Source organism: Helicobacter pylori (assembly GCF_015904775.1).
GTDB classification, from domain to species: domain Bacteria; phylum Campylobacterota; class Campylobacteria; order Campylobacterales; family Helicobacteraceae; genus Helicobacter; species Helicobacter pylori_DM.
The window spans coordinates 1-3,402 of the sequence record NZ_JADZNC010000027.1; the positions used below are offsets into that span (position 1 = coordinate 1).

The window sequence follows — 3,402 nt, forward strand, 5'->3', positions numbered from 1 at the left end:
GAAGTTATGTTAGTGTTGGCAAGAAGTTATGTTAGTGTTGGCAAGAAGTTATGTTAGTGTTGGCAAGAAGTTATGTTTTATTCATTTTCACTCAAAAATGAGAAACCCTATAGCTTCGTTATTTAGGGGGTTGCAACCACCAATCCCTCACGCGCGCGCATGCGAGTAAAACATGTAAAAACAGCATGCTGTTTAAAACATGTAATAAAAACAACGCGCATGACGCGCTACATATTTTGGGGTTTTAGTTTTTAGGGGTTTTTTAGCCTAACGCCAGGTTTGCGCTATCTTGTTTGATTTTGCTAACGCAAAAACAGCTACGGCTAACGCCTACGCTTTCAAACTGCGATGCGCTTTTGTCCATGCTCGCTAACGCTTCGCTTGTTGGTGTTTGCTTGTCAGCAAACAATCGGTGCAAAACCGCTTGTATGCTTCGCTAACGCTTCGCTAGGCGGTTTTGTAGGGGTGGGATTGATAACCCTAGTTAGATGCACTTTTAGATGCTAAACTAGTGGGATTGGCTAAATGGTTAGCGACTAAGGGGATTTTACGATTGAGATTGTCTGTGCCTTTTAGGTTTTGAGTTTGAATAATTAGCATCTTAATGCTCTGTATTTTGCCTAAAATCGTTTTTTATGGTGTTAGGTATATCATTATTCGGTTTTTTGATTTTCGTTGGTTGTAGGTCATTATCGTGTGTTCTTTGGTTTAGAAGTTTATTGATTAGCAAACCTATCTAGTTTAGAAAAGTAGATAATATGCGATTAGTATTAACAATCTAGCTAAAAAATAATTAGAAGCCCAAAAGTAAAAAGTTTTTTTGAAAGTTTTTTAAACATGAGTAATTTTTTAAAAAAGATTACAATCTAACATAAATTTGTTATAATAGGGGTAAGAGCTATAGGGTGGACTGACACCCAAACTCGCTTAACTTCTCTAAATCTTTATTTCCAACACTTTTAATTAAATCATTTAAGAACAAAGTAATCTTATTTGGCATAATCCCTACAATAACTCCATCAATCTCATTGGTTATATTTGGCGTGTCATGTTTAGTTTTAAGTAAGTTTTCCCAATGATACGCGCGATTTCTAATATTTCTTAAAAGATTGAGTGTAATTTTAGACTTTAAAACATTAGAAATTTTACTCCTATTAAAACCAATGCGAATTTTGTTAGTATTGCCATTGTAATATTGCTTAAAATCCATATTTTTAAGACTAAGAATTGGAAACTGCAAATGATTAGTGATAATAAGGCTAACAATAGTCCCCAATGTTAGTCTAGATAAAATATCGTTCTTGCTAGGGTATTTTAATTTTTCCTTTTCAAAACGACTAATAGCTTTTTTAATGTCTTGATGATTGTTTTTAAACACCCAATCACTCCCTTTGATTTGAGTCAAGCAATAGTCTAAAGCGTTGCGTAAATAAATTTCTAAGTTAGAGATTTTAGGCGTGATAGAAGCAATGAGTTTTAAATTTTCTTTGTATTGCTCTAGGCTGTTATAAGTATCTAATCTGTCTTTGGATAGAATGAGCGTAATATTATTCTTAAAAAGTTGTAAATCTTGCATGATTTCTCTTAAGGTTTTTTGAAAAATTATAACTAAAATGCCAAATTAGTTAAAAGCCTATTTATTATCTTTCTTAATGCAATCTAAGGTGCAAATAGCACTTAAAATTAAAAAGTCCTAAATACTAAAAATTCAAAAAAATGATTCGAAATTTATGTTAAAATGTAAAAAAAACAATATTGATAAATATAAGCCCCCCTTGGTGGTGTTTGGTGGTCATGTTATTATTTATAACTTATTTAGTTATAAATCATGTGTTTTTTAAAAAATGTTTTTTGTTTTTTAAAAGAAAATGAACTTTTTTGAAACAATAAATGATTTATTAGATTGTGACATAAGGTATGTTAGTTATGGTAGTTGGTAGGAAATTAGGTGATTATTTGGATTGTAAGGATTTCTTGTTTTACAATGATTATGAGGAGTGGAGCGATGGGGAAGCTTTTTATAATTTTATTTTTCCTGATTGTGAGAACAAGGGTGAAAAAAATAAGAATTTTTCTAAACCTAATGCTGTATTTTTGTATAAAGACTTAAAGACAACTCTAAATGATACCGATAAACCAGCTTTAAAACGCCGTATAATGCTTAAAGACACTTGGGGTGATGATTATGCCGAATTTGTTTTAGAAAACGATTTAACGCTATGTAGTGGCTTAAGTTATAGGGGTAGGCATAATGACTTAGCTCATGCTCAACAAATGAACGCTTTAATTTTTGATTTAGATGGGGTAGGGTTAAAAGAAATTACCGCTTTTTTTGAAGTGGTGAAATTTTGTGAAAAAAAGCAAGATACTTATTTTTGGCCTATTCCTAGACCGACATTTATTGTTTTAAGTGGGATGGGTTTGCATGTGTATTATGTGTTTGATAAGCCTATAGATTTATTTCCTAATATCAAAGTCCAACTCAAAGCTTATAAATACGCTCTTACATTCAATATTTGGCGTTATAAAGAAACTAGTAAAGAAAAAGAAACGCAATACCAGTCTATCAATCAATCCTTTAGAATGGTAGGGAGTATTAACGAAAAGCATGGCAATAAGATTATCGCCTTTAAAACAGGCGATAGAGTGAGTTTGGAATACATGAACCAATATGTCAAAGAAGATAAAAGAGTGGATATTTTAAAACGCTTTAGATCAAGCAAACACACTTTAGCAGAAGCTAAACTTAAATTTCCTGAATGGTATGAAAGGGTTATTATTCAAGGCCAAACAAGTGAGAGAAAGAAATGGTGCATTAAAAGAGATGTGTATGAATGGTGGAAAAAGCGTTGCAAAGAGCCTAAGGGAGGGCATCGCTATTTTTTTATGATGTGTATGGCTATTTATGCTTACAAATGCGATGTATCCAAGCAAGAGCTAGAAAAAGACATATGGGAAGTTTTTGAAGAGTTAAAAAAAATTCCACACACCAACCCATTGATTAAACGAGATATTTATAGTGCTTTAGAAAGTTATGATAAAGGCTTGGCTTGTTTTAAAATTAAAGATATTGAAATCCTTACAGCTCTAAGGATTGATAGGAATAGGAGAAATTATCAGACCCAAGAAAACCACTTAGAAATAGCAAGGGCTATAAGAGATGTTAAGCAGAGCCGACAAGGAAAGACTTGGAATAATAAAGATGGCAGACCTAAAAACAGCGGAACAAAACAATTGCTTATACAAGAATGGCGTATTCAAAACCCACAAGGCAAAAAAATCGCTTGTCATAGAGAATTGGGGCTATCACGCCCCACAATTGATAAATGGTGGGATTAAGGATTTAACGCATGCGTTCTTTTGGTGTTAGTAACATGCGATTAGCGCTTAGTAAAAATAAAA

The 3,402-nt window shown here is 32.6% G+C and carries 3 protein-coding genes; 1 reads left to right on the forward strand and 2 read right to left on the reverse strand.

Features of this window, described 5'->3' with window-relative positions; translation table 11 throughout:
- Positions 1 to 262: 262 nt before the first annotated feature.
- Complete coding sequence (locus tag I6852_RS07820) at positions 263 to 418, reverse strand: hypothetical protein (RefSeq protein WP_154180706.1); 156 nt, start codon at positions 416 to 418, stop codon at positions 263 to 265.
- A 480-nt stretch (positions 419 to 898) separates the two neighbouring features.
- Positions 899 to 1,576 (reverse strand): CAAX protease, encoded by a 678-nt coding sequence (locus tag I6852_RS07825; RefSeq protein WP_150246548.1) that lies wholly within the window; start codon positions 1,574 to 1,576, stop codon positions 899 to 901.
- 350 nt (positions 1,577 to 1,926) lie between these two features.
- On the opposite strand from I6852_RS07825, the gene I6852_RS07830 reads away from it, so the two are divergent.
- Entirely contained in the window at positions 1,927 to 3,339 is a 1,413-nt protein-coding gene (locus I6852_RS07830) for a hypothetical protein (RefSeq protein WP_150179177.1), read from the forward strand.
- Positions 3,340 to 3,402: the final 63 nt, after the last annotated feature.